Raw genomic sequence first — 23,439 nt, 5'->3', positions numbered from 1 at the left:
TCATCATTGATCCAGTGTGAAAGCGGGCTTGCTCGCCAAAGCGGTGGGTCAGTCAACGATAATGTTGAAAGTGCCGGCCTCTTCGCGAGCAAGCCCGCTCCCACAGAGGGGAGCGGTGTGTTGCTTTTAGTGCTGCAGAATTTTCTCGAGGAAATGCTGCGCACGTTCGGAGCGGGCCTTGATGTCGCCGAAGAACTCTTCCTTCGGGCAGTCTTCGATGATCTTGCCGGCGTCCATGAAGATCACGCGGTCGGCCACTTTGCGAGCGAAGCCCATTTCGTGGGTCACGCACATCATGGTCATGCCTTCGTTGGCCAGTTGCACCATCACGTCGAGTACTTCGTTGACCATTTCCGGATCGAGCGCCGAGGTGGGTTCGTCGAACAGCATGACGATCGGGTCCATCGCCAGCGCACGGGCAATCGCCACACGCTGTTGCTGGCCACCGGACAGTTGCCCCGGGTGCTTGTGGGCGTGGGCCGACAGACCGACGCGCTCAAGCAGTTGCAGACCTTTCTGGGTCGCCTCTTCCTTGCTGCGGCCCAGCACCTTGATCTGCGCGATGGTCAGGTTTTCGGTGATGGTCAGGTGCGGGAACAGTTCGAAATGCTGGAACACCATACCCACGCGTGAACGCAGCTTCGGCAGGTTGGTCTTCGGATCGGCAATGGAGGTGCCGTCCACGACGATGTCACCTTTCTGGAACGGTTCCAGCGCGTTGACGCACTTGATCAGGGTCGATTTGCCGGAACCCGACGGGCCGCAGACCACGATCACTTCGCCTTTTTTGACCTCGGTGCTGCAATCAGTCAGCACCTGGAAGTCGCCATACCACTTGTTGATGTTCTTGATGGAGATCATACGGCAAACCTTTTTTGCAGACGCTTGACCAGCAGCGAGGCGGCAAAGCTGATTGTGAAGTACACGACACCGGCAATAATCAGGAACTCATTGGAACGGCCAATGATGTCGCCACTGGCGCGGGACGCGTTGAGGAAGTCCACCAGGCCCACGGTGTAAACCAGCGAGGTGTCCTGGAACAGAATGATGCTCTGTTGCAGCAGCAGCGGGGTCATCTTGCGAAAGGCCTGCGGCAGGATGATCAGACGCATCATCTGGCCGTAGGTCATGCCCAGTGCCTGCGCCGCACCCATCTGGCCTTTGGGGATCGACTGCACACCCGCCCGGACGATTTCGCAGAAGTACGCCGCTTCAAACATCATGAACGCCACGATGCAGGAGGCGAACGCACCGATCGGGGTGTCTTCACCGGTAATCCAGCGCAGCACGAACGGCACCGCCAGATAGAACCAGGTGATCACCAGCAGCAGCGGGATCGAACGGAAGTAGTTGACGTACGCGCCAGCGATGCTCGAAAGCAGCTTGTTATGCGACAGACGCATCAGCGCCAGGATGGTGCCGAGAATGATCCCGCCGACCACGCCCATGGCCATCAGTTTGAGGGTCATCACCATGCCGTTCCACAAACCGGGAATGGCCGGGACGATGCCACTGAAATCGAATTCCATTATTTACCCCCCACGGAGATCAGGCCGGGCACGGCAACTTTCTTCTCGATCACGCGCATCAGCAGCATCAGGCTCATGTTCAGGGTGAAATAGATCAGCGTTGCCAGGGTGAAGGCTTCGAACAGGTTGGCCGAGAACTCGGCTGTCTGTTTGGTTTGAGCGAGCAGCTCCATCAGACCGATCAGCGAGGCCACGGAGGAGTTTTTGAACACGTTCAAAAACTCCGAGGTGAGCGGTGGAATGATGATCCGGTAAGCCTGGGGCAGCAGCACGTTCCAATAGATTTGCGGCAGCTTGAAACCCATGGCACGGGCGGCCGATTCCTGGCCGCGAGGCAGCGCCTGGATGCCGGTGCGCACCTGTTCGCAGACCCGCGCGGCGGTGAACAGGCCAAGGCACACGACAACACTCAGGTAGGCCGAGGTGGTCGGGTTCAGGTCCTGCTTGTACCACTCTTGCAGATCCGGAGGCAGCAGGTCGGGTACCAGGAAGTACCAGATGAACAGCTGAACCAGCAGCGGCACGTTACGGAACAGCTCGACGTAGCAGGTCGCGATGCCCGATACGATGCGGTTCGGCACGGTACGCATGACGCCCAGGATCGAGCCCAGCAGCAGGGCGATGATCCAGGCGACGATGGCGATGGCGATGGTCCAGCCCAGCCCGGAAATGAACCAGTCGAGATAGGTCTCGCTGCCCACGCCGGTGGACTTGAAGAACACGCCCCAGTCCCAGTTGTAATTCATTAGGGTCTCCCCTCGATTCGATCGATGTACAAGTGCCCGCCTGGGGAAACTCCGTTCCCGGCCTGATCCTGAGGGTCAGGCACACGCGATCGGCTCGACAGACACCGGTTCGAGTGTTTCCAAAAAATGCCAGCAGGGAGTGACCATCCCCTGAAGAGGCAGGTGCCTCTTCAGGGGACAAGGTTAGTCAGAAATCAGGACTTCTTGTCGTCAGCCGCTTTGTCGGTCGGATTGGCGATCAGGGCCTTGAGCTCGTTGCTCATCGGGAAGTTCAGGTTCAGGCCTTTTGGTGGAATCGGCTGCATGAACCACTTGTTGTAGATGGTGTTGATCGCGCCCGAGGCGTAGGTAGCCTTGATGGCGTCATCGACAGCCTTTTTGAACGGCTCGTCGCCTTTGCGCATCATGCAGCCATAGATTTCGTACGACTGTGGAGTGCCGGTCACTTCCCAGTCAGCCGCCTTCTTGGCCTTGGCGGCTTCACCTGCCAGCAACGCGTCGTCCATCATGAACGCAACGGCACGGCCCGATTCCAGCATCTGGAAGGACTCGCCGTGGTCCTTGGCGGAGATGACGTTCATGCCCATTTGCTTGTCGGCATTCATCGACTTGAGGATGCGCTCGGACGTGGTGCCGGCGGTGGTCACGACGTTCTTGCCTTTGAGGTCGTCGAAATCCTTGTACTTGGAGTCTTTCTTGGACAGCAGACGGGTGCCGATTTCGAAGATGCCGACGGAGAAGTCAACTTGCTGCTGACGCTCGACGTTGTTGGTGGTGGAACCGCACTCGACGTCCACGGTGCCGTTCTGCACCAGCGGGATACGGGTTTGCGAGGTCACCAGGTTGTATTTGACCTGCAGGTCTGGAAGGTCGAGGTCTTTCTTGATCGCTTCGACGATGGCCATTTGGATATCGTGCGAGTAGCCGACCGGTTTGCCGGACGCATCAGCGATGTAGGAAAAAGGAATAGAAGCGTCGCGGTGGCCCAGGGTGATCACACCGGACTCTTTGATTTTCTTCAGGGTGCCGGTGAGTTCGGCGGCGAAAACTGGCGTGCTGATCAGAGCGGCAGCAATGGCTGCGCCCAGGATATGGGGAACGATGCGCATCAAATTTTCCTCGACATTGTTTTTTTTATGGAGCCAGTTCGTCGGCCCTTTTGTGCTTCGAATGCCTGACGGCTCCTGAAGGATTGGCTCAACAGACATTCGTCGCGAGAGTGTAGAGCATGAGTCGTGCCAAACCAGTCGAAAGTGGTTAACTGCTTGATCTGCTTGGTTATTAAGTTTTTGTGTCGGTGTTATTCGGGAAAACTGATCCGGTTATCCGAATCGACCGGAAGGTCGCGTTCGGAAAACCGAATACAGCCACTTCAGCGCCAGACCGGCAGGCAATCAAAAACAAACAGCAGGTGCGAAACCGCGCAGATCACCCCGAAAAACAGCACCAAAACGATCATCGGCGTACCGCCCCAGACCCGATAGCGCGGGCTGCCGAAGCGTTGGCGCGAGGCTCTGGCCAGCAAGGCCGGGGTAATCACCGCCCACAGGGTAGCGGCCAGTCCGGCGAAACCGATGGCGTGAAGAAACCCTTCGGGCCAGAGCAACCCACACAGCATCGGTGGCAGGAACGTGACCGCGGCGGTCTGCAGGCGGCCCATGGGGCTGTCATCGAAACCGAGCACATCGGCGAGGTAATCGAACAGGCCAAGGGTGACCCCGAGGAACGAGCACGCCACGGCAAAGTTAGAGAAGAAGGTCAGCAACAGATCGATGTTGGCGCTGTTGAGTCGCGCGCCCAATGCGCTGATCAGCACGTCGATATTGCCCCCTTGCCGGGCGATGTCCTTGAACCCGTCCCGGGGAATGTTGCCCATGCTGCACAGCATCCACACCAGGTACAGGCCAAGCGCGATCAGCGTGCCGCTGACCAGGCAGGCGCGAATCCGCTGTGGGTCCTTGCCGTAATGCTTCATCAGGCTCGGCACGTTGCCGTGGAAACCGAACGACGTCAGGCAGAAGGGCAGGGTGACCAGCAGATAGGGCCAGTAGTGGCTGTCGGCGCTATCGAGATTGAGCAGGGTGGTGCTTTGCACATGGCCGAGCAGCCCGCCGAAGGTCAGAAAGAACGCGAGGATTTTTGCCCCGAACACCAGCGTGGTCATGCGGCTGACTGCCGTGGTGCTGAGCCAGACGATAAACGCCACCAAGAGCGTGAAGCCCAGACCGCCGACACGCGATGACAGATCCAGGCCCATTGATTGCGCCGTATGGCGGATCACCGAACCGCTGGCCGAAATGTACGCGTAGGTCAGGATGTAGAGCACAAAGACAATGCTCAGGCCGTTCAGCCGGTTCCAGTGGCGTCCGAGCAGATCCCGGGTGATGGTGGAAAAACTCGCACCTTCGCGGTAGTTGAGATTGGCTTCGAGGATCATCAGGCCCGAATGCAGGGTGCAGAACCAGGCGAACAGCAGGACCGCCACCGAGCCGTAAAACCACAGGCCGGACATGACCACCGGCAACGAAAACATGCCCGCGCCGACGATCGTGCCGCCGATGATCATGGCACCGCCAAGGATCGAAGGTGATCGTTCGACAGCGGGAAGGGAAGCTATTGAAGTGACGCGCATGGCAAGGGCCTGCAATTTGAGTTGTTATAGGTACGGCTAACACGACCCCTGTGGGAGCGGGCTTGCCCGCGAAGAGGCCATCGAATTCAACGTCTCTGTTGACTGATCCGCCGCCATCGCGGGCAAGCCCTCTCCCACAGGGTTTTGTGCACGATGCGATTCAAACGATGTTCAGCAGGTGCGTCAGCTGCCGCACGCTCGCCAACAGGAAGTCGTCCTGCCCCGGCAGCGCATCGAACGACAACCCCACCGGCAACGAACCGGCGCGGGCGACCGGAATGCTGATGCTCGGCGCCGCCAGGTTGCTCGCCGGGTCGGTATTGCGCACGAAGGTCTCGAAATTGCTCTCGTCCGAGCAATCGCTGAGCAACGGCGCGCTGCACGCAACGGTAGGGTAGGCGAGCAGGTCCAGTTGGTGCTGGCCGAACAACGCCCGGTATTCCTTTTCCAGGCGCAGCTTGCTCATCAACGCCTGCACGTAGTCGGTGTAGGAGATCGCCGGGCTTTCCAGTTGGGCGGTGAGAATCCGCTTGATCGCCGGATCGCGGATCTGCGCGAGTATGTCGAGGAACTGCCCACCACGCCCTTGCCCCATGAGGAAACGAGGGAAGTCGATGAAGAACTCATAGATTGGCAACGGAAACTGAATGGCTTCGTTGATTTCACCGATCAGGGCATCGTCGACCGGCACGATGCTCACGCCGCGATCGGCCAGGCTGTCGATCGCGGCGCGGCAGTCGCGTTGCACGTTATCTTCAAGGTTGGCCCACAGGAAACGTTCCGGGATGCCGATGCGCAGCGGCCGATCATCGGCCAAACGGACGGGACGGCTACCAGTGAGGTGGCGGTGAACAAACTGGCAGTCCTCCACGGTGCGGGTCAGCAGGCCCGAGGTGTCCTTGGTCTGCGACACCGGGACGATGCCGTCTACGGGATATAGCCCGGTGGTCGGGCGGAAACCGACGATCCCGCAGAACGCTGCCGGGATACGCACAGACCCGCCGGTGTCGGTGCCGACCGCGCACGGCACCAGCCCGGCGGCGACAGCGGCGGCGCAACCGCCGCTGCTGCCGCCGGCGCTGTGGCGCTCGTTGGCAGGGTTGATCACGGCGCCATGGGTATGGTTGGCCGACGTCACGCCGAACGACAGTTCGTGCATGTTGTTCTTGCCCACGACCCGTGCGCCCAATTGTTTGAAGCGCTGGACGATGCCCGCATCGTGCTGCGGAAAGTAATCGGACAGGCCGGGGGTGCCAGCGGTGGTCGGCATGCCGCTGACGTTGATGTTGTCTTTGAACGACACGGGCAGGCCAAACAGTGCGCTGTCACGCCCGATCCCATCGGCCTTGAGCGCCGCCGGGTCGAAGGTGATGAAGCTGTTCAGGTGTTGCGCCATCGCATGACGATCGCGCAGCGCTTGCTGCCAGGTGTCCAGGCAGAGTTGGTCACTGCGGAATCCGTTGACGAGCGCTTCAATAGAAAGCTGGCTGTACATGAATGTATCTCGGCGATTGAAAGGGGCGGATTCAGCAGTAGCGATACTGCGAGTGCAGGTCATCGAGCGGGTTGCCGGCAATCAAGTCGCCACCCAGGCTGCTGATCACTGCGCAGGCACCGTTGAGTGCCGTCTGAATCGCACCTTCGGCCCAACCGCCGGTGAACGAGGCGCCGCAACCGGCCAGGTACAACCCGGTGTCTTGATTCGGATCGAGCGCGGTGCGGAACTGATAGAACAGGCGTTCGGAATAAATGTCGTCGCCGGGGAAGTTCAGCTTGAAGGCGCCCAGCGCATGCTTGTCGGTCAGCCAGTCGTATTCCAGAACGTAGCGCTGGTAGTCGCCACCGAGCGGCAGCAGATGGCTGGCAAATTCCGGTGCACTCATCGCCAGCTCATCGACCAGACGCAGGCAGCGCTGCACTTTGTCGGACATCGAGACCATTTTGTGCGAGTCATCTTCCCAGGTGTAACTGATCAGCACCACGCCCCAGGATTCCGGGTCCTGCGGTGCGTAGTCCAGGCAATACACGCCTTTGACCAGGGTGTCGGTCTGGATGTTTTGTGGCAGGCCGTGCTTGAGCCAGAACTTGTCCTTGGTCAGGATGAACAACTTGGACGAACCGACCATATGGGTCTCATTGATTGCCCGCGCCACGTCGCGATTGACGAAGGCCTGGTTCTGCGTGAGCTTGAGGTTGACTTGCAGTGCGCGGGTCGTGGTCGTGGTAATCACCCGGTCGCAGGCGTAGGTTTCGCCGTTGCTGCCAGCCAGCAGGATTTGCCCGTCCGGGCCTTTGTTGATCGATTCGATGCGCGTGCGACAGATCATGTCGCGTACCTGAATACCGTTGAACGAGGTGTCGGCGATCAGTTCGGCCAGCGCCGAGATGCCGTTGGGCACCAGGCGTTGATTGACCTCCAGGGCATTGACCACCAGCCGCAGGATTTCCGTGAACGAGGCGCGATACACCGACTGGAAACCGCCCGAGCCAATCCCCAGCGAACCGAACAGGTGGAAGTCTTCCGGCTTGCGCCACGCCCGGCCGCCGGGCGGATTGTTGCCGGTGAAAATGCGCACCATCGCCGAGTAAAACGAGCTGTCGCCGAAGCAATCCAGATAGCGCTGCCACTCCGGCTGCACTTCGCAGTAGTTGTGCTGCTTGAGCAATTCAGTCAGCAGCAGCGGCGGTGCGAGACTGCTGCCGTCATCGAGTGTTACGCCTTCGCGCAAAAATGCGTTCCAGCCTTGGTGTACGGTGCTGAACAAGGCCGGCGGCGGTTGCATCGCAGCCCAGTGATGGGCCTCGCCACGGTAGTGGATTTCTGTGTCGACGACGCCCGGATCGGGAAACGCTTCGGTGGTTTCGATGCCGAAGCGGTTGAGGTAATGGAACAGTCCGACTTCGCTGGGCGGGAAGCGCATGGCGCCCATTTCGGCGATGAATTGCGGTTGGTCTTCGTCAAAGCACTGGGTCAGCAGACGACCGCCGACGTGTTCCGGTTCGGCTTCGAACAAGGTGACGCGGCGTGCACCCGAGCGCAGCAATTCGTAGGCGGCGACCAGCCCGCTCAGGCCGGCACCGACGATACCGATGTGTTTCTCGGCGGTTTCCACTGGCAGGTAACCGATGGCTTCTTCGGCATTGCGCAGGAACTGGCCGTAGTCATACAGCAGATCGACATAGGGAAAAGACAGGCACGCGGACGCCTGGTTGGAGCCTTTGGAAGTAGGGTTCACAGGGGGGATTCTCGGTCGATCAGATAATGAGCTGCAGGCTTTCAAGGGCGCGTGCGGGGTTGAGCAACAGGATCTTTTTGCCGTGGATTTTCCAGGTGCCATCGATATTGATCAGTTGGTGTTCGACGGTCACCGGGTAATGCCATTCGCTGTCGCCACGGGCTTCGCAATACAGCATGTTGCTGCTGGCGACGGCGCTGTACGACGATTCATCCAGGGTGATGCGCGGGCGTTGGGCGATGTGCAGGCTGCGGCTCTTGGGCTGCTGGGAAAAGTTGCGCGCATTGGCCTGCCGATTGATGCGCAGCGTGGTCAGAAAGCGGTCTTCATACACCAGCGATGATTCATGCAACGGGCTGCGTTGCTCGCGGGTCATGGGGATCCAGTAGGTGTAGTCGTCGCTGAGCAATTGTTGCCAGGCGTCGAAATCCTGCTGGTCGAGCAGGTGCAGTTCGGTCTCGATCAGTTGCTCGATGGCGTGTTGATTAGATGGATCGTGTCGCATGGTCGCCCCGCATCAAGTGCTGCCAACTGTTATAGAAATTACGCATCGCCATTTCGCTGGTGCCGGACACCACCTGGGTCTGCTCGTAGGTTTCATTGGGTTCGAACAAGCGACTGACGTTGACCCATTCGTTGGCATCGCTGCCCAGGCCTTCCATCGCCCGCTCGTACATTTCCACGTCGTCGTGGGCGACCATCGAGCACGGCGAGTTGATCAGGTTGTTGTATTGCACGGTTCTTTCGAGCAACTGCACGGGCGCGCCTTGCAGTTCGAAGATCCACGATTCGACGATGGTTTCCCGGGCGCTGACCGGCTTGATCACGCGCAGCGTCTGGATCGGGCCCTTGACCATCAGATTGGGGAAGTACACGGTGTTATGCCGGGTGTCGTCGAGGATCGCCCGGGCCTGGTCTTCGCCGTAGCTGTCGACCATCAACTCCCAGTAACCGGGAATATCGGTGTAAGCCTTGTGGATCGAGTTGCTGACCCCGGTGTGCCCGTGGCCGTTGGGCCAGACGCGAATGCCCATACCGGCGAAAAACTCGTAAGAAGCCATGAACGGCGAGAACAGTTCGACGGCCATCGGCGGCTTGCCCTGTTCCCCGGTTTCCTTCCACAGACGAATCGCTTCGCCCGCCGAGGACTCGTGAGCGATCATCGGATGGCAGGTATCAGTCTGGTTATCGACGACCATCTTCCAGTTGCAGCGATGGCGGTGCAGCAGCGGTTGGCCGATCACTTTCAACTGACCCCGCGGCGAGCGCATGACCATGTTGTCGAGGGTCGACAGCGATTCGCCGAAGAACTCGTCGAAGCCGATACCTTCTTGCGTCAAACGCACGAACACGAAGCCGCGATAGTTATGCACCGCCGCCACGTTGCGCATGCCCTTGTGCGCGGAACAACTGCTGAGGTCGCAGTCGTCGTATTCCTTTTTTACCGGAATGCTCAACAACTCGCCGTCGGTCTTGAACGTCCAGGCGTGGTACGGGCAGCGCATGAAACGCCCGACATTGCCACGAGTCTCGGCCAGGACTTTCACGCCCTTGTGCGGGCAGCGGTTGTGCAGCACGACGATCGCGCCGTTCTTCTGGCGCACCATCGCGAGCGGCTGCTGGGCGAGGGTGGTAGTGAAGTAGTCACCGGTTTCGGGGATCAGGCTGTCGTGACCCAGGTAACACCAACTCGCGGCGAAAACCCGCTGTTGTTCCTGTTCGAAGAGTGACTGATCAAGGTACAGAGATTTATGCACTTCTCTGCCATTGAAGTAGTTGTCCAACGGGGTGTCCTCTTTAGATCGCCAGCTTCAGGCGTGGGCTTTTCGCCCGTGAAACACAGGGATAGATCCGTGCGCTACAGGCAGCTTCTTGTTCGCTCATGATGAAGTCGCGGTGGTCGACTTCGCCTTCCAGTACGTCCAGTGCGCAGACGCCGCATTCGCCGCGACGGCAGTCGTACAACGGATCGAGCCCGGCCGCTTCCAGGGCTTCGAGCAGCGTTTGCTCAGGGCCGATTTCGACGCTAACGCCAGAGTCGGCCGCGTCGATCACAAAGCCTTGTGCGGCATCGTTGCGGGCAACGTTGAACACCTCAAGATGGATGCGCTCACGGGCCAGGCCGACGGCTTCGGCATGGCTCAAGATTTCGTTGAGCATCGAAGTCGGGCCGCAGACATAGAGACGGTCGTCGGCGTCGAGGTCGGCGAGCAGTTGATTGATCGCCGGGCGGCTGCCGGACAGGTGCAACTGCATGCGCTCCTGCAACTGAGCTTGCAGATGTTCGGCGTAAGCGGCGTCATCGGCACTTTTCGCGAAGTAGTGCAGGAGCGGCGTTCGCTCAAGCGTATGCAGATGGCGCAGGATGCCGGTCAACGGTGTAATGCCGATACCGCCGGCAATGGCGATATCGCGGCCGGTGCTGGCGTCGAGCGGGTAGTTGAAGGTGTTGAACGGGCCTTCCAGTTCCACGCAGTCATCCACGGCCAGAGCGCCGATGTAGCGGCTGCTGGCGGAATCCGGCGAGAGGCGGATAGCAAAGGTGAAGTTGCCGTCGGCGGCCTCATCCAGATGTACCGTCGAATAGTGACGGCAGTCGCTCAGCCCGGGGATCAACCACTTGAAATGCGCCCCGGCATGGCTCATGGCGGCCAGGGTGGCCGGGCCGCTGACCGTTATTTCCTTGATCGACGCCGACAGCATCCGGCATTGGGTGACGGTGTATTTCATGCGGGCTTTACCGGGCTGATTGGCGTTTCGTGCAGGTACAACCATTGGACGTCGTGGTGCTGAACGCAAAGGATCGCTACCGAGATGCGCGACGTTTCAACCTGGTTCAGGCGATGGGTTTCCTTGTAGCGTAGCGCTACTGTCGCGCCTTCGTGCCAGACCGTATGCAGGTCGCTGATCAGGATTTCCAGGCCTTTACGGGCGCCGATTGCACCTTTGAACAACTGTTCGACCTGCGCCCGGCCGACCACCGCGGCTGAGGTGGTGACCATGCTGAAGTGCTCGGCGAAGACCGCCATCAGCGGTTCCACGCTGGCTTCGCCCGTGCCGTCGGTATCGGTAAACACGCGATGAATCAGTTCATGCACGTGGTGAATGCTGTGTTGCGCTTGTTCAACCAGGTTGTTGTTCATGACATTCCTTTGGAGGGTTCAATTGGCTCATTTGAAACAGCGGGAACAGCCCGACCAGCGCCGCAATCGCGAAGGTCGCGTGATAGGCCGCCGTGGTGTCGAACTGCTTGAGCAGCAGGTTGAAGATCATCAGAAACAGCGCGGCACCGAGGCTGAACGACATTTGCCGGTTGATGTTCCAGATCACGCTGGCCTTGTGCGTGTCGCCGCCGGCAAAATCCATCAGCGAAGTGGTTTGCGCGGTGTTGGCGCCGATGCCGCCACCGATGCCCATCAGGCTGTAAGCAATCACGATTACCCACAGATCCGTCGGCGCATTCACCAGCATCAGCGTGGCGATGCCCGCGCTGTGCAAGAGCATGCCGAGGATGAACAGGCGTTTGGCGCCGACCCGGTTGTAGACCCGGCCACAGATCGTCATCGCGATGAATGCGCCGATGGCATAGAGGATCATGAACATCCCGGTCAGCCGGGCGCTGAAGTGCAGGGTGTTCTGCAGGAAGAAAATGCTCATCAGGTTGACCCCGGTGAACACCCCCGGAATCGCGTAATAGATGAAGATCGAAGTGCTGAGTTTTTTGCTCTTGAGCAGGCTCAGTTCGATGATTGCGTTGCTGGATTTACGGTAGTGCGCAAGGTACAGCGCGATGAATATCAGGCCCGCGACCAAGCAGGCGATCGCGGCCGCTGCCGGGTAGTCGCCGCCATACAGCGACATGCCCATCAGCAGGCTGGCCAGTGCTGCGCTGACCAGCAACAGGCCCTTGATGTCCGGGCGGGACAGGCTGGCGGGTTTGCTTTCCTTGATCCAGAACCACGACAGCCCGGCAGCGATCAACGAGAACGGGATGTTGCTGTAGAACACCCAGCGCCAGGAACTGCTATCGACGATGATGCCGCCGACCGTGGGCGAAATGGCCGGGGCGATCAGTGCCACTGCCATGACCAGCGTGGAGATTTTTGCCCGCTGCTCGCCCTGAAACAGATTGAACGTCAGCGCCTGGCCCACTGGAATCAGCAGCCCGCCGCCGATGCCCTGGATAAAACGCCAGATCACCAGTTCATGGAAGCTGTCGGACAAACCGCACATCCATACGGAACCGGTGAATACCAGCATCGAGGCGGTGAGAATCTCGCGACTGCCGAAGCGGCCCGCGAGCCAGGTGCTCACTGGAATAATCAGGGTCAGGCCGAGAATATAAGCATTGGCGACCCAGGCCACCGACGAAGTACTGACTTGCAAAGTTGCCGATATACTGGGCAATGCCACAGCCGACATGAATATATTAATGCAGTCAATAAAAAATCCGATCAAAAAAATCAGCGCGATTTTATAGCGATAGTTCATGTTGTATCCCCTTTGCCGCGCAGCATAGGGGCGGTGGACTTGAAGTGTCGATACGACTATGCTTAAAACAATGTTTGACAGGATTTAACAGTGAGCCATAGCGCCATGCACTCTCATCTTAATCGGGTTCAGACGTTTCTCGCGGTGGTTGATTTTGGTTCTTACACCAAGGCCGCCAATTACCTGAGTATCAGCAAAGCCATGGCCAGCCTGCATGTCAAGGCGCTGGAAGAGGTTTTGTCTGCGACATTGCTTATTCGCAATACGCGCAATATATCGCTGACGGAAATTGGTCAGGACTTTTATGAAGAGTTCAAGGGAATAGTCGCGGACATCGATAATGCCTTCGATAACGTATTGAAGGGTAATAATCGTGTCTCCGGTAAGTTGCGCATAAGTTCCACGAGTGAATATGGCGAAAAGTATATTCTGCCGTTGATCCCATTGTTCTCCGAGCGCTATCCGGAAATTCGCTTGTGCTACAACTTCAATTCTTCATTGAATGATCTGGTGGCGGAAAAACTCGATCTGGTGATTCGCCTCGGCAACTTGGCAGACTCGGCATTCAAGAGCCGCAAGCTGGCGGATTACGAAATTGTGCTGGTCGCCAGCGAAGGGTTTCTCGCTCGTTATCCGGTGAATGAGCCACAGGCTCTGAACAATGTGCCGTGGATCGCCAACAGCAATCTGCAGGCACCGACACAGTGGAGCCTGCGTGACGGGCAAGGGCAAAGCGTCGAGATCAACGGCATCAATCACTTCGAGTCGAATTCCTCCACGGCCATTCGTTCGATGACGCTGTCGTCGCTGGGGGTTTCGGTATTGCCGGTGTGGGTGGTCGAGGATGACATCGCCAGCGGGCGTCTGGTGCGTTTACTGCCTGAGTACGCACTGCCTTCGCAATCGATCAACGTGGTGTTCCCCAACAGCCCGCACCTGCCGCACAAGTCGCGGGCGTTTATTGATTTTCTGTTGTTGCATCTGGCGCGCTGACCTCGCTGGTCAGCGCCCGATCCGTAGAAAAGAAAAAGCCCCTGAATCTCACGATTCAGGGGCTTTTCCGTTCAAGCGATGATCAGTGATCAGGCCGCTTCAATCTTGCCATTGTGCTCGACCTTGCCCAGATACGCCGCCAGTTTCTCCTGCTCGGCCGCAGTGGTGAACAACCCCAGCTTGCTGCGGCGCCACAGAATGTCGTGCGCGGTAGTCGCCCACTCTTCGCTGCACAGGTAATCGACTTCACGGGTGTAGAGCCCGCCACCCAGGTGTTCGCCCAGGTCGGCGAAGGTTTCCACGCCTTCGAGCATGCGCCAGGTGCGGCTGCCGTAGGTGGTCGACCAGCGGCGAGCGATTTCAGTCGGCACGAAGTCGAACTTCTCGCGAATCAGTGCGCTCAAGGCCTGCGGGGTGGTCATGTCTTCGCCGCCGGGCAGGGTAGCGGTCGCCGTCCAGCTCGGGCGCATCTGGGTGAAGAACGGCATCAACTGCGCCATCGCCGACTCGGCGAGTTTGCGGTAGGTGGTCAGCTTGCCGCCAAACACCGACAGCAACGGTGCTTCTTCGCCGCTGCCGGACAGCGCCAGGGTGTAATCGCGGGTCACGGCCGACGGGTTGTCGGATTCGTCGTTGCACAGCGGACGCACACCCGAATAGCTGTGCTGAATGTCGTCGCGGCTGATCTGCTTCTTGAAGTGGGCGTTGACCACTTTCAGCAGGTAATCGGTTTCGCCCTCGGTGATCGCCACTTTGGCTGGATCGCCGGTGTACTCGCGGTCGGTGGTGCCAATCAGCGTGAAATGGTTCAGGTACGGAATGGTGAAAACGATGCGCTGATCTTCGTTTTGCAAGATGTGCGCATGTTCGCCTTCGTACAGTTTCGGCACGATGATGTGGCTGCCCTGAATCAGACGGATGCCGTACGGCGACTCCATCTTCAAGTCATCACGAATGAACTTGGCGACCCACGGGCCGGCAGCGTTTACCAGCGCTTTGGCGGTGATCGAAAACAGGCTCCCGTCGGCGCGCTCCAGGTTCAGATGCCACAAGCCTTTGGCGCGACGGGCGCTGACGCAACGGGTCTGGGTGTGGACGTGGGCGCCTTTTTCCCGGGCGGCCATGGCGTTCAGAACAACCAGGCGAGCGTCATCGACCCAGCAGTCGGAGTATTCAAAGCCTTTTTTGATTTCGCTTTTCAGTGCGCTGTCGGCGCCGAACTTCAGGCTTTTAGAACCTGGCAACTTTTCGCGCTTGCCCAGGTTGTCATACAGGAACAGACCGGCGCGGATCATCCACGCCGGACGCAGGTGCGGGCGGTGCGGCAGCACGAAACGCATCGGCTTGACGATGTGCGGCGCCTTGGCCAGCAGGACTTCGCGCTCGGCCAGTGCTTCGCGCACCAGACGGAATTCGTAATGTTCGAGGTAGCGCAGACCACCGTGGATCAGCTTGCTACTGGCCGACGAGGTATGGCTGGCCAAGTCATCCTTTTCGCAAAGGAAAACAGAGAGACCGCGACCGGCGGCATCCGCTGCGATCCCGACCCCATTGATCCCGCCACCGATGACGGCGAGGTCGTAGATCTCAGAGATAGGGGGCGTACGCAAGGTAGATGTTGACATCGGCTGGCCTCGGGCTCTTTTGATTTTCTGTATTGGAAATCGAACATTAATGTTCATTTTCGAAAATGGTAGCTCATAAAGACGCGCACAGCCAGTCGACTTCGATTGAAAAAACTCATCGAAGGGCGGTTAAAAGAAGATATTCGAACATCAAATGTGCGCAAGAGCGCGGCAGATGTGCTGTTTGTGAGGGACTCTTCGCGAGCCAGCCCGCTCCCACAAGGGGAGCGCATTCCATAGGTGGGAGCGGGCTGGCTCGCGAAGGCGTCGGTACAGCCGATGAATATTTGAGGGGTTAAACGACTTCCAGGCGAATCTTGTGCTGACTCAGCAACTGCGCCAACGCTGGCACTGGCTGCTGATCCGTCACCAGGCAATCAATCAGGCTGATCGGGCCGAGCCGAATCATCGCATTGCGCCCGAATTTGCTGGAGTCCGCCGCCAGGATCACCTGCCGCGCATTGGCGATGATCGCTTGGGAAACCCGTACTTCCTGATAATCGAAGTCGAGCAGGCTGCCGTCCTCGTCGATACCGCTGATACCGACCAGGGCGAAATCGACCTTGAACTGATTGATGAAATCCACGCTCGCCTGACCGACAACCCCGCCGTCACGGCGCACATTGCCGCCCGTCAGCAACACATCAAAGTCATCCTTGGCACTGAGCATCGACGCCACATGCAAGTTGTTGGTGATGATTTTCAGGTGGTTGTGATTGAGCAGGGCGCGGGCAATCGATTCGGTGGTGGTGCCGATGTTGATGAACAGCGAGGCGTGATCGGGGATCTGGGCGGCGATGGCTTCACCGATGCGTTGTTTTTCATCGCGCATCTGATCGGCGCGCATCGCATAAGCCGTGTTTTCGACGCTGGAGTCATAGGCGGCGCCGCCATGGTAGCGACGCAGCAGATTGGCTTCCGCGAGCTGATTGATGTCGCGGCGAATGGTTTGCGGGGTAACAACGAACAGCGTGGCCATTTCCTCGATGCTCACATAGCCGCGTTCGCGGACCAGTTCGAGGATTTGCTGCTGACGGGGAGGCAGATTCATGGGGCTTCCTTTGGGCTGCCGTGCAAAATTTGCCCATGATGCCGCAGGAATCCGCTCCCTACCAGTTAGAACCCTATAAGGATCCCGAGACTGTCTTATTCAGCGTCTTCGCGTTCCCAGTCACGGGTACGGCTGACGGCTTTTTTCCAGCCTTTATAGAGTTTCTCTTTTGCCACTTCGTCCAGGCTCGGTTCGAACTCGCGTTCGATGACCGCTTTGCCGCGCAGTTCGTCCAGGCTGCCCCAGAAACCGCACGCCAGACCCGCCAGATAGGCAGCGCCCAGGGCAGTGGTTTCGCGCATTTGCGGGCGCTCGACCTGCGTGCCGAGGATGTCGGCCTGGAACTGCATGAGGAAGTTATTGGCAACTGCGCCGCCGTCCACACGCAGGGCCTTGAGGCGTTCGCCGGAGTCCTGCTGCATGGCGTCGAGCACGTCTCGGGTCTGGTAGGCAATCGATTCCAGCGCGGCACGGATGATGTGATCCACGCGCACGCCACGGGTCAGACCGAACAGGGCGCCACGGGCATACGGGTCCCAGTACGGTGCGCCCAGGCCAGTGAAGGCTGGCACCAGATACACGCCGTTGCTGTCTTTGACTTTATTGGCGAAGTATTCGGTGTCGTGGGCGTCGTTGATGATCTTCAGTTCATCACGCAGCCACTGCACGGTGGAACCGCCGTTGAATACCGCGCCTTCCAGTGCGTAAGCCACTTCGCCGCGCGGGCCGCAAGCGATGGTGGTGAGCATGCCGTGCTTGGATTTCACCGCTTTGTCGCCGGTGTTCATCAGCAGGAAGCAACCGGTGCCGTAGGTGTTTTTCGCCTGGCCCGGCTCGACGCACATCTGGCCGAACAGTGCCGCTTGCTGGTCGCCGGCGATACCGCCGATGGCGATGCCGCTCTTGGTGCGACCGTAGATTTCCGAGGAGGCTTTGACTTGGGGCAGCATTTCGCGCGGGATGTCGAGGATCTCCAGCATCTTCGAATCCCATTCAAGCGAATGGATGTTGAAGAGCATGGTGCGCGAGGCGTTGGTGTAGTCGGTGACGTGCACCTTGCCGCCAGTGAATTTCCAGATCAGCCAGCTATCGATGGTGCCGAACAGCAGTTCGCCGTTGCGCGCACGTTCGCGGCTGCCTTCAACGTTGTCGAGGATCCACTTCAGTTTGGTGCCGGAGAAGTACGGGTCGGTGACCAGGCCCGTGGTGTCGCGGATGTAGTCTTCGTGGCCGTCACGCTTGAGCTGCTGACAGATCTCGGTGCTGCGGCGGCACTGCCAGACGATCGCGTTGTACACCGGCCGGCCGGTGGTCTTGTCCCAGACCACGGTGGTTTCACGCTGGTTGGTGATGCCGATGGCGGCCACCTGATCATGATGCAAACCGGCCTGAGCCAGCGCCTCAACCATCACCGCGCTTTGAGTGGCGAAGATTTCCATCGGGTCGTGTTCAACCCAACCGGCTTGTGGGTAATGCTGGGCGAATTCGCGCTGCGCGGTGCAGACCACGTTCGCGTCGCGGTCAAAAATGATCGCGCGCGAGCTGGTCGTACCCTGATCGAGGGCAATGATGTAGTTCTTATTCTCAATGTCGGTCATGTCGATTGCCTTGGACGAAAAAAGGGAGAGTGGGCCTTGGCGCAGGCTCTATTGGGCAGGAGCTTGCGCCGACTGTTTCAAGAAGTTCTTGGTTTGCCTTCAATGGCCGGTTCTGCATCCTTTGTAGCAGGTGTGGCGCCGGTCAGGTGACGGGCGATGAGCCCGCGATACCCGGCAGCGCCGAGGCAGGCACCGACAATCGGTGCAAAAATCGGAATCAGGAAGTACGGAATGTCGCGGCCGCCAGTGAAGGAAATTTCACCCCAGCCGGCGAAGAAAGTCATCAGCTTCGGACCGAAGTCACGGGCCGGGTTCATCGCGAAGCCAGTCAGCGGGCCCATCGAGCTGCCAATCACCGCAATCAGCAAACCGATCAGCAGCGGCGCCATCGGGCCTCTTGGCAGGCCGTTGTTGTCGTCGGTCAGGGCCATGATCACGCCCATCAGGATGGCGGTGATGATCATCTCGACCAGAAATGCCTGGGCGGTCGACAGCACCGGGTTCGGGAAGGTGGAGAACACCGACGCCAACTCAAGGCTGGCCGCCGAGCCGCGCACCATTTGATGAGTTTGTTCGAAATCGAAGAAGAGATTGCTGTACAGCGTGTAAACCAACAGCGCGCCGCAGAAGGCGCCGGCAATCTGCGAAAGGATGTAGAACGGCAGTTTGCGCTTTTCGAAGTCAGCGAAGATGGTCAGCGCGATGCTCACCGCCGGATTCAGGTGCGCACCGGAAACGCCGGCGGTGAGGTAGATCGCCATGCTCACGCCGACGCCCCAGATGATGCTGATTTCCCACAGTCCGAAGCTGGCGCCCGCGACTTTGAGCGCGGCGACACAACCAGTACCGAAAAAGATCAGGAGTGCAGTGCCCAGGAACTCGGCCATGCATTGGCCTGAAAGCGATGGTTGCTGTAAAGCAGTTGTCATTGAAAACCTCGATTTTTGTTGTTGTCTGGCGCACTGCCGACAGGGCAAGGCGCGATTTTCACCGAGGCGGGATCCCCATCCTGTTCTCGGTCTGCTGCTGGGTGCTGCCGTGATCATAATTCTTACATTATTCAGATTCGAAAAAATATAGACAAGAAACAAACCTGTCAAAGGTCGAAAGTGAACCATTGGTCACAATAAAACTATCAGTGCGGTGAATGATCCTATTTGGAGGATGGAAGTTTTTTCGGTTGTTCGCCTGCAGGCCATGGGAAACGTGACTTGTGCTAGAGCCTTTTCGCCGGCGATGGCCTAGAATTCTGCGCAGGATTTTTCTGTCACTGCCGAGCCTGGAGCTGTCATGACCCCTGCGTTGGACTTGTTGAAAAAAGTTCGTGCCGAACATCGCGTGCACAGTTACGAACATGACCCCAAAGCCGCGTCTTACGGGCTGGAGGCCGCAGAAAAACTGGGGCTTGAGCCTGCGCAGGTGTTCAAGACGCTGCTGGCCGCCACTGAAAAGGGTGAATTGCTGGTCGCCGTGGTGCCGGTCGTCGGAAGTCTCGATCTAAAAGGTCTGGCACACGCCGCCGGTGTCAAAAAAGTCGAAATGGCCGACCCGGTGGCGGCACAGCGTTCTACGGGGTATCTGTTGGGTGGCATCAGCCCTCTGGGGCAGAAGAAACGCTTGCGCACTTTTATTGACCGCTCGGCTCAGGGGTTTGCGACCCTTTACGTCAGTGCCGGCCGACGCGGGCTTGAGGTCGAGTTGGCGCCTGCCGCGTTGGCCGAACATACCCAGGCCACATTTGCCGACATCGGCCGCGCATGACCATTTGCACTGTATGAAGAAAATTGGCCGGTTCTGTCACTGGCGCGGATCAGGTGTCAGTTGCATGCTCGATCAACGGACTGAGGGAGAAGGTTATGCAGCTCGAGTTTCATCAGGTCGACGCGTTCAGTGATCGGCCGTTCAGTGGCAATCCAGCGATGGTTTATCGGCTCGACGCCTGGCTGGCGGACGAGTTGATGCAGAAAATCGCCGCCGAACACAATCTGGCGGAAACTGCGTTTCTGGTACGCGAAGGTCAGGCTTGGCATATCCGCTGGTTCACCCCGACCACCGAAGTGCCGTTATGCGGTCACGCCACGTTGGCCAGTGCCTATGTGCTATTCGAAATTTACAAGGAAACCGCCGAACGCCTGGATTTTGTCTGTCAGTCCGGGCCGCTGAGTGTCAGTCGTGAGGGGCGGCGATTGTGGCTGGACTTCCCGTCGATCGAGCCTTGCGAGATTGGTGTGACGCAGGATGTCGAGCGGGCGTTGGGAGTCGAGGCGCTGGATGTGCTCGGTTCCAGTGAGCTGTTTGTGGTGCTGGAGTCGGAGCAGGCCGTTCTGGATTGCAAGCCGGACAGGGTCGCGCTGGCCAAGCTGCCGTGGTTGGGTGCGATCGTCACCGCTCGCGGCAATCAACACGATTTCGTCTCGCGCTACTTTGCGCCAGCGATTGGTATCGATGAAGACCCGGTGACTGGTTCGACCCATTGCAGCTTGATTCCATACTGGTCAAAGAAATTGGGCAAATCGAGCCTGACCGCATGCCAGCGTTCGGCGCGGGGCGGGGAGTTGTTCTGTCGGCTGGAAGGTGAGCGGGTGAAGATTGGCGGTCATGCGACGCTGGTGGCGAGCGGCACACTGCGCCTGGGTTAAGACAAAAACCAATGTGGGAGCGGGCTTGCTCGCGAAGGCGGTGTATCAGCAAACACTCGTGCTGAATGACACGACGCTTTCGCGAGCAAGCCCTCTCCCACATTTTCTATCGTGTTGAATCAGAGCGCGCTGCTGTAGCGGCGCACGCCGTTTTCCACTGCCGGAATCTGCGCTGCCGTGCTACCGGATGCCTGGAACAACACCAGATGTTCGGCTGCAACACGAATCCCCACCTCAGCACCGACGTGGTGATCGGCATGACTGGGGAAGATCGACTCCAGTTGCGCACCGGTCGGCAGTTGCAGGCGATAAAGCGTCGAAGCCCCCAGGAACGTCTTGCCGACAATCCTCGCCTTCAAAGCACTGTCCGGCGCATAAACGATGTCGTCCGGACGCAACAGCACATCCACCGCACCACCCACCGGCCAGGTATAGGCGCGATTACCGCGCAGTTCACCCAGTTCGGTCTGCACCGATTCCGGGCTGCCGAGCTGGCCGCGAATGAAGTAGCCCTGACCGATGAAACTGGCCACAAAAGGCGTCGCCGGTTCGTGATACAGGTTGTACGGGGTGTCCCATTGCTCCAGTCGCCCCTCTTTGAAAACGCCGACGTGATCACTCACGGCAAAGGCTTCTTCCTGATCGTGGGTCACCAGTATCGCGCTGGTACCACGAGCCTTGAGGATGTCGCGTACTTCATGGCTGAGTTTGCGGCGCAGTTCGCCATCGAGGTTCGAAAAGGGCTCGTCGAGCAGCAGCAGTTGCGGCTCTGGCGCCAGGGCGCGGGCGAGGGCGACACGCTGTTGCTGGCCACCGGACAATTCGTGCGGGAAGCGTTTGCCAAGGTCCTTCAGGTTGACCAGTTCCAGCAACTCCTCGGTCACGCGCTCCTTGTGCGGATGCTTGCGAATGCCGAAGGCGATGTTGTCCGCGACGCTCAGGTGCGGGAACAGCGCGTAGTCCTGAAACACCATGCCGATCCGGCGTTTCTCCGGTGCGAGGGTGAAACCAGGGCTGGAAAGGGTCTCGCCACCGAGGGTGATTTCACCTTCGTGCACCGGTTCGAAACCGGCGATGGCGCGCAGGGTGGTGGTCTTGCCGCACCCGGATGAGCCGAGCAGGCAGCCGATATCGCCGGCGTTGAGGTGCAGATTGAGGTTCTGCACCACACGTTGATCTTGATAGCCGCAAGCGAGGTTGCGCAGGTTCAGCAGTAATTCATGGCTCATGCGTGGTGATATGCCGGTTCGACGAGGAACTCGAGCAGGGCCTTCTGTGCGTGGAGACGGTTTTCTGCCTGATCCCAAGCGACCGAGCGCGGGTCATCAAGCAGGTCGAGACTGATTTCTTCGCCACGGTGCGCGGGCAGGCAGTGCATGAACAGCACGTCCTCGGCGGCCAGATCGAGCAGGGCCCGATTGACCTGGAACGGGGTGAACAGCTTGAGACGCTTGGCGGTCTCTTCTTCCTGGCCCATGGACGTCCAGACGTCGGTGCTCACCAGGTGCGCGCCGCGCACGGCGTCCTGTGGGTCGCGGACGATGGTCACGCGGTCGCCGGCCTTGGCGACGAACTCCGGGTTTGGCTCGTAGCCTTCCGGGCAGGCGACGCGCAATTGGAAGTCGAACTGGATCGCGGCCTCTATATAGCTGTTGCACATATTGTTGCCGTCGCCGATCCAGGCAACCGTTTTGCCCTGGATCGAGCCGCGATGTTCGAGGAACGTCTGCATGTCGGCCAGCAACTGGCACGGGTGCAGGTCATCGGACAGGCCGTTGATCACGGGCACGCGGGAGTTGGCTGCGAATTCGGTCAGGGTGCTGTGGGCAAAAGTACGGATCATCACCGCATCAAGCATGCTCGACATGACGATGGCGCAATCGCCGATCGGCTCGCCACGGCCCAGTTGGGTGTCGCGTGGCGAAAGGAAAATCGCCTGGCCGCCGAGCTGGATCATGCCGGCTTCGAAGGAGATCCGGGTGCGCGTCGAGGATTTCTCGAAGATCATCCCCAGCACACGGTTTTTCAGAGGCTCGAACAGTACGCCGCGGTTACGCAGGTCCTTGAGCTCAACGCCTCGACGGATCACGCTGACCAGCTCTTCGGGCGTGCAATCCATCAGGGAGAGAAAGTGCCTTGCGCTCATCATTGACTACCTTTTGCTACACACCGCAGATGCTCAAAGCCTTGTTTAACGGAACAACGGGCGAGACCTGCGGCGTAAGCCGCACGGGGCGACGAAAATGGGGGAAGGCGCGATATTGACACTAAATGTCGCGTTTTTCCAATAGGCTACGGTTTTTTGCGGAATTCGGAGGGCGGACTTGGAGTTGCAGTCGCGCATTTGAAGCCGGGTTCAGGACAGCAGCAAGCCTCTTTGTACACTGGCCTCAAGGGGCTTGGCAATCCGCCGTGGCGCAGATGGCGCTGCTTTGGTCGGTTTACGACCACAGCGGCACGAATCGCTTGGTCGGGTGCTCGGGCTGAAACATTTGCTAAAGCAAAGTGCTGGGTTATAAATACATTTCGAGCGACGCAGGAAGCCTCCGCATGGAATCGAAAGAACAACTGTTAATGGAATTGCTGGGCCACACGGCTCGCTCACTGACCCATCTCACCGCCTCGGTCACCTCGATGTCCTTCGAGCTGCTGCGCAGCGAGGACGAAGTGGTCAAGACTGCCGGTCGGCACATGATCGACCGGATGGCAACCATCAGCGCCGGGCTCGACGAGCATTGGCGTCTTATCGGTGAACTCACCGGCGTGCATATCGCCCATGAACAGATCGAAACCATCCAGGAAATTCAGTTGCAGGCGCCACCGCACTTGCCGCAGAACTGACGCAATGGGCTATCGGCTCGCCTGATAACCGTCGATTCACAAGACGAACGTCGCTGGC

At 59.0% G+C, this 23,439-nt stretch carries 22 protein-coding genes; 4 read left to right on the top strand and 18 right to left on the bottom strand.

Going from position 1 to position 23,439, the window contains the following annotated elements:
* Positions 1 to 126 precede the first annotated feature (126 nt).
* The 12 genes from AACY02_RS20405 to AACY02_RS20350 all read right to left on the bottom strand — a co-directional run bounded on the left by AACY02_RS20405 (position 127) and on the right by AACY02_RS20350 (position 12,634).
* Entirely contained in the window at positions 127 to 861 is a 735-nt protein-coding gene (locus AACY02_RS20405; RefSeq protein WP_339433514.1) for an amino acid ABC transporter ATP-binding protein, read from the bottom strand.
* The gene (locus AACY02_RS20400; protein ID WP_339433513.1) at positions 858 to 1,529 is read right to left on the bottom strand and encodes an amino acid ABC transporter permease; all 672 of its coding nucleotides are present in this window, start codon (positions 1,527 to 1,529) and stop codon (positions 858 to 860) included. The genes AACY02_RS20405 and AACY02_RS20400 overlap by 4 nt, the downstream gene beginning before the upstream one ends.
* On the bottom strand, positions 1,529 to 2,275 hold the full coding sequence (locus tag AACY02_RS20395) for an amino acid ABC transporter permease (protein WP_221732107.1): 747 nt from the start codon (positions 2,273 to 2,275) through the stop codon (positions 1,529 to 1,531). The genes AACY02_RS20400 and AACY02_RS20395 overlap by 1 nt, the downstream gene beginning before the upstream one ends.
* A 194-nt stretch (positions 2,276 to 2,469) precedes the next feature.
* Positions 2,470 to 3,384 carry a glutamate/aspartate ABC transporter substrate-binding protein gene (locus tag AACY02_RS20390; protein ID WP_339433512.1) on the bottom strand — a complete coding sequence of 305 codons (915 nt, stop codon included), beginning with the start codon at positions 3,382 to 3,384 and terminating at the stop codon, positions 2,470 to 2,472.
* A 263-nt stretch (positions 3,385 to 3,647) separates the two neighbouring features.
* On the bottom strand, positions 3,648 to 4,907 hold the full coding sequence (mtr, locus tag AACY02_RS20385) for a tryptophan permease (protein WP_339433511.1): 1,260 nt from the start codon (positions 4,905 to 4,907) through the stop codon (positions 3,648 to 3,650).
* Between the two features lie 160 nt (positions 4,908 to 5,067).
* Entirely contained in the window at positions 5,068 to 6,402 is a 1,335-nt protein-coding gene (locus tag AACY02_RS20380) for an amidase family protein (RefSeq protein WP_339433510.1), read from the bottom strand.
* Positions 6,403 to 6,433: 31 nt separating this feature from the next.
* Complete coding sequence (locus AACY02_RS20375; protein ID WP_339433509.1) at positions 6,434 to 8,143, bottom strand: NAD(P)/FAD-dependent oxidoreductase; 1,710 nt, start codon at positions 8,141 to 8,143, stop codon at positions 6,434 to 6,436.
* A 19-nt stretch (positions 8,144 to 8,162) separates the two neighbouring features.
* Complete coding sequence (locus AACY02_RS20370) at positions 8,163 to 8,648, bottom strand: aromatic-ring-hydroxylating dioxygenase subunit beta (RefSeq protein WP_339433508.1); 486 nt, start codon at positions 8,646 to 8,648, stop codon at positions 8,163 to 8,165.
* Positions 8,629 to 9,927: a Rieske 2Fe-2S domain-containing protein gene (locus AACY02_RS20365; protein ID WP_339433507.1), complete on the bottom strand. Its 1,299-nt coding sequence runs from the start codon at positions 9,925 to 9,927 to the stop codon at positions 8,629 to 8,631. The genes AACY02_RS20370 and AACY02_RS20365 overlap by 20 nt, the downstream gene beginning before the upstream one ends.
* Before the next feature lie 13 nt (positions 9,928 to 9,940).
* On the bottom strand, positions 9,941 to 10,873 hold the full coding sequence (locus AACY02_RS20360; RefSeq protein WP_339433506.1) for a flavin reductase family protein: 933 nt from the start codon (positions 10,871 to 10,873) through the stop codon (positions 9,941 to 9,943).
* Positions 10,870 to 11,286 (bottom strand): DUF4440 domain-containing protein, encoded by a 417-nt coding sequence (locus tag AACY02_RS20355; protein WP_339433505.1) that lies wholly within the window; start codon positions 11,284 to 11,286, stop codon positions 10,870 to 10,872. Before AACY02_RS20355 ends, AACY02_RS20360 begins: the two co-directional genes overlap by 4 nt.
* Complete coding sequence (locus tag AACY02_RS20350; protein WP_339433504.1) at positions 11,267 to 12,634, bottom strand: MFS transporter; 1,368 nt, start codon at positions 12,632 to 12,634, stop codon at positions 11,267 to 11,269. Before AACY02_RS20350 ends, AACY02_RS20355 begins: the two co-directional genes overlap by 20 nt.
* Before the next feature lie 105 nt (positions 12,635 to 12,739).
* Between AACY02_RS20350 and AACY02_RS20345 the strand changes: the two genes are divergently transcribed.
* Complete coding sequence (locus AACY02_RS20345; protein WP_339433503.1) at positions 12,740 to 13,627, top strand: LysR family transcriptional regulator; 888 nt, start codon at positions 12,740 to 12,742, stop codon at positions 13,625 to 13,627.
* Between the two features lie 89 nt (positions 13,628 to 13,716).
* On the opposite strand, the gene glpD is transcribed toward AACY02_RS20345, so the two are convergent.
* The 4 genes from glpD to AACY02_RS20325 form a co-directional block, all read right to left on the bottom strand.
* Positions 13,717 to 15,252 carry a glycerol-3-phosphate dehydrogenase gene (gene glpD, locus AACY02_RS20340; RefSeq protein ID WP_339433502.1) on the bottom strand — a complete coding sequence of 512 codons (1,536 nt, stop codon included), beginning with the start codon at positions 15,250 to 15,252 and terminating at the stop codon, positions 13,717 to 13,719.
* 295 nt (positions 15,253 to 15,547) lie between these two features.
* Positions 15,548 to 16,303 carry a DeoR/GlpR family transcriptional regulator gene (locus AACY02_RS20335; protein WP_007916700.1) on the bottom strand — a complete coding sequence of 252 codons (756 nt, stop codon included), beginning with the start codon at positions 16,301 to 16,303 and terminating at the stop codon, positions 15,548 to 15,550.
* A 95-nt stretch (positions 16,304 to 16,398) separates the two neighbouring features.
* Positions 16,399 to 17,901 carry a glycerol kinase GlpK gene (gene glpK, locus AACY02_RS20330; RefSeq protein WP_221732102.1) on the bottom strand — a complete coding sequence of 501 codons (1,503 nt, stop codon included), beginning with the start codon at positions 17,899 to 17,901 and terminating at the stop codon, positions 16,399 to 16,401.
* A 77-nt stretch (positions 17,902 to 17,978) separates the two neighbouring features.
* Positions 17,979 to 18,830 (bottom strand): MIP/aquaporin family protein, encoded by an 852-nt coding sequence (locus AACY02_RS20325; RefSeq protein WP_221732101.1) that lies wholly within the window; start codon positions 18,828 to 18,830, stop codon positions 17,979 to 17,981.
* A gap of 361 nt (positions 18,831 to 19,191) precedes the next feature.
* On the opposite strand from AACY02_RS20325, the gene ybaK reads away from it, so the two are divergent.
* Positions 19,192 to 19,662, top strand: a complete 471-nt coding sequence (gene ybaK / locus AACY02_RS20320) for a Cys-tRNA(Pro) deacylase (RefSeq protein WP_339433501.1) — start codon at positions 19,192 to 19,194, stop codon at positions 19,660 to 19,662.
* Between the two features lie 95 nt (positions 19,663 to 19,757).
* Positions 19,758 to 20,540, top strand: coding sequence for a PhzF family phenazine biosynthesis protein (locus AACY02_RS20315; RefSeq protein WP_339433500.1), 783 nt, complete (start codon positions 19,758 to 19,760; stop codon positions 20,538 to 20,540).
* 119 nt (positions 20,541 to 20,659) lie between these two features.
* On the opposite strand, the gene AACY02_RS20310 is transcribed toward AACY02_RS20315, so the two are convergent.
* Both AACY02_RS20310 and argF read right to left on the bottom strand, forming a co-directional pair.
* Positions 20,660 to 21,769, bottom strand: coding sequence for an ABC transporter ATP-binding protein (locus AACY02_RS20310; RefSeq protein WP_339433499.1), 1,110 nt, complete (start codon positions 21,767 to 21,769; stop codon positions 20,660 to 20,662).
* Positions 21,766 to 22,686, bottom strand: a complete 921-nt coding sequence (argF, locus tag AACY02_RS20305; RefSeq protein ID WP_339433498.1) for an ornithine carbamoyltransferase — start codon at positions 22,684 to 22,686, stop codon at positions 21,766 to 21,768. The genes AACY02_RS20310 and argF overlap by 4 nt, the downstream gene beginning before the upstream one ends.
* Before the next feature lie 404 nt (positions 22,687 to 23,090).
* Here argF and AACY02_RS20300 point away from each other — a divergent pair, with 404 nt between their 5' ends.
* The gene (locus AACY02_RS20300) at positions 23,091 to 23,381 is read left to right on the top strand and encodes a hypothetical protein (protein ID WP_339433497.1); all 291 of its coding nucleotides are present in this window, start codon (positions 23,091 to 23,093) and stop codon (positions 23,379 to 23,381) included.
* Positions 23,382 to 23,439: the final 58 nt, after the last annotated feature.

The organism is Pseudomonas sp. EA_65y_Pfl2_P78 (assembly GCF_963970495.1).
GTDB classification, from domain to species: domain Bacteria; phylum Pseudomonadota; class Gammaproteobacteria; order Pseudomonadales; family Pseudomonadaceae; genus Aquipseudomonas; species Aquipseudomonas baetica_A.
The sequence above is the reverse complement of the archived record's forward strand: the minus strand, read 5'-3'. Positions and strand labels throughout refer to the sequence as shown.

Coding starts and splice junctions, on each gene's coding strand:
- AACY02_RS20405 (WP_339433514.1), bottom strand. CDS start 861: ATGATCTCCATCAAGAACATCAACAAGTGGTATGGCGACTTCCAGGTG.
- AACY02_RS20400 (WP_339433513.1), bottom strand. CDS start 1,529: ATGGAATTCGATTTCAGTGGCATCGTCCCGGCCATTCCCGGTTTGTGG.
- AACY02_RS20395 (WP_221732107.1), bottom strand. CDS start 2,275: ATGAATTACAACTGGGACTGGGGCGTGTTCTTCAAGTCCACCGGCGTG.
- AACY02_RS20390 (WP_339433512.1), bottom strand. CDS start 3,384: ATGCGCATCGTTCCCCATATCCTGGGCGCAGCCATTGCTGCCGCTCTG.
- mtr (WP_339433511.1), bottom strand. CDS start 4,907: ATGCGCGTCACTTCAATAGCTTCCCTTCCCGCTGTCGAACGATCACCT.
- AACY02_RS20380 (WP_339433510.1), bottom strand. CDS start 6,402: ATGTACAGCCAGCTTTCTATTGAAGCGCTCGTCAACGGATTCCGCAGT.
- AACY02_RS20370 (WP_339433508.1), bottom strand. CDS start 8,648: ATGCGACACGATCCATCTAATCAACACGCCATCGAGCAACTGATCGAG.
- AACY02_RS20360 (WP_339433506.1), bottom strand. CDS start 10,873: ATGAAATACACCGTCACCCAATGCCGGATGCTGTCGGCGTCGATCAAG.
- AACY02_RS20355 (WP_339433505.1), bottom strand. CDS start 11,286: ATGAACAACAACCTGGTTGAACAAGCGCAACACAGCATTCACCACGTG.
- AACY02_RS20350 (WP_339433504.1), bottom strand. CDS start 12,634: ATGAACTATCGCTATAAAATCGCGCTGATTTTTTTGATCGGATTTTTT.
- AACY02_RS20345 (WP_339433503.1), top strand. CDS start 12,740: ATGCACTCTCATCTTAATCGGGTTCAGACGTTTCTCGCGGTGGTTGAT.
- glpD (WP_339433502.1), bottom strand. CDS start 15,252: ATGTCAACATCTACCTTGCGTACGCCCCCTATCTCTGAGATCTACGAC.
- AACY02_RS20335 (WP_007916700.1), bottom strand. CDS start 16,303: ATGAATCTGCCTCCCCGTCAGCAGCAAATCCTCGAACTGGTCCGCGAA.
- glpK (WP_221732102.1), bottom strand. CDS start 17,901: ATGACCGACATTGAGAATAAGAACTACATCATTGCCCTCGATCAGGGT.
- AACY02_RS20325 (WP_221732101.1), bottom strand. CDS start 18,830: ATGACAACTGCTTTACAGCAACCATCGCTTTCAGGCCAATGCATGGCC.
- ybaK (WP_339433501.1), top strand. CDS start 19,192: ATGACCCCTGCGTTGGACTTGTTGAAAAAAGTTCGTGCCGAACATCGC.
- AACY02_RS20315 (WP_339433500.1), top strand. CDS start 19,758: ATGCAGCTCGAGTTTCATCAGGTCGACGCGTTCAGTGATCGGCCGTTC.
- AACY02_RS20310 (WP_339433499.1), bottom strand. CDS start 21,769: ATGAGCCATGAATTACTGCTGAACCTGCGCAACCTCGCTTGCGGCTAT.
- argF (WP_339433498.1), bottom strand. CDS start 22,686: ATGAGCGCAAGGCACTTTCTCTCCCTGATGGATTGCACGCCCGAAGAG.
- AACY02_RS20300 (WP_339433497.1), top strand. CDS start 23,091: ATGGAATCGAAAGAACAACTGTTAATGGAATTGCTGGGCCACACGGCT.